Source organism: Pseudactinotalea sp. (assembly GCF_048594945.1).
Lineage (GTDB): Bacteria > Actinomycetota > Actinomycetes > Actinomycetales > Beutenbergiaceae > Pseudactinotalea.
Window position 1 is genome coordinate 1 of record NZ_JBMDXJ010000551.1, and the last position, 1532, is coordinate 1532.

At 70.9% G+C, this 1532-nt stretch carries 1 protein-coding gene; it reads right to left on the reverse strand.

Annotation, left to right across the window (positions count from 1 at the left end; all coding sequences use genetic code 11):
* The coding region (locus ACOJSN_RS24960) for an aldehyde dehydrogenase family protein (RefSeq protein WP_420115186.1) at positions 1–1379 on the reverse strand (1379 nt) is incomplete at its 3' end.
* Between the last annotated feature and the right edge of the window lie 153 nt (positions 1380–1532).

Sequence of the window (1532 nt, forward strand, 5' to 3'; positions counted from 1 at the left end):
TTGGACCCCACCACCGAGCGCTGGTGGGTGAAGCGGTCGAAGCCGTAGCGGCCGTGATAGTTCCCGATCCCGGAGCGGCCGACGCCGCCGAACGGTGCTCCTGGCGTGAACGAGCTGAGTGCCCAGTCGTTGCGGGCGACCCCGCCCGAGCGGGTGTGGGCCACGAAGGCGCGGAAGTCGGCGTCGTCGGGGCCGAACCAGCTCGCGACCAGCGGTGCGGGTCGGGCCGCGAGACGCTCGAGCACCTCCGGCACGTGCTCGTAGGTGTGCACCGCGAGCACCGGCCCGAACACCTCCTCGTGATCGATGCGCATCTCGTCGGTGACCCCGAGAACCACCACGGGCGGCATCACCCGGTCGCGACGCATCGCGTCCTCCCCCGCCGCATCCGAGGAGACGGCGCGAATCACCTGAGCGCCCTTGGCTGCGGCGTCCTCGAGCAAGGCGTGGACGCGCTCGTACGCGGCGTCGTCGATCAGCGTGGTCATCTGACCCGACTCGATGACGTCGGGGACCGTCTCGCCCCAGGCCGAGAAGACGTCCTGCACGAACAGCCGCGCGCTGGCTGCGGGGACGTAGACCTCGTCCGGGTTGATGCAGGCCTGCCCGCCGTTCTGCAGGCGTGCTGCCGCTACCCGGGCCGCAGCGCGGCGCATCGGCTCGCGCTGGTGCGCCACGGTCTCGGAGATGATCACGGGGTTCTTGCCGCCGAGCTCCAGCGTGACCGGCGTGAGCGTCGCCGCCGCGGCCGCCATCACCTTGCTGCCCACCTCGGCCGAACCGGTGAAGAACAGGTGATCCAGGTCAAGCGCGGCGAACTCCTGGCTCACCTCGACGTCACCGGTCACCACCGCGACCTCCTCGACATCGAAGGCGTCATGCCAGGCGTTCGCGAGCACCTCTGCGGTGCGCGGCACCTTCTCCGACATCTTGATCATCACCCGGTTGCCGGCAGCCAACGCGCTGAGCGCAGGAACAGCCGTCAACGTGAGCGGGAAGTTCCACATGCCCATCACGCCGACCACACCGAGCGGGGTCGGCACCACATCGGCACGCAGACCGGCGAGCCGCATCGCGGTGCCCGCCAGCCGCCCCGCAGCCGGTCGCGGCCGCATCCAGCGCCCCAGCCCGGCTCGCGCGATCTCGGCCTCCGCGGCGAACGCGAGGACGTCCGTCACCAGCGTGGTCACCTCGCCACGGAACCCGAAGTCGGTCGATATCGCCTCGACGAGCGCGTCGGTGTTGTCGAGCACCGCGTGCGCGAACCGGTCGATCCGATCACGCCGGACCGCAGCCGACGGCGGGCCGTCGCGGTGGAAGGCCGCCCGCTGCAGGGCGAGGACCTCCGACATCGGTGTGGACGTGGTGGTCGCACTCATACGGACACCTTAGGCACACGCGAGAGCGCTCGCCCACGTGTCTCCCCTGCGGGCGAACGCGGGGTTGCTGCTGCTTCTCCTCGCCGAACGCGGGGAGGTGTCGTCCTCGGGCTGAGGACAGCACCAATCGCGCGCTCGGCGGCCGGCGGACCA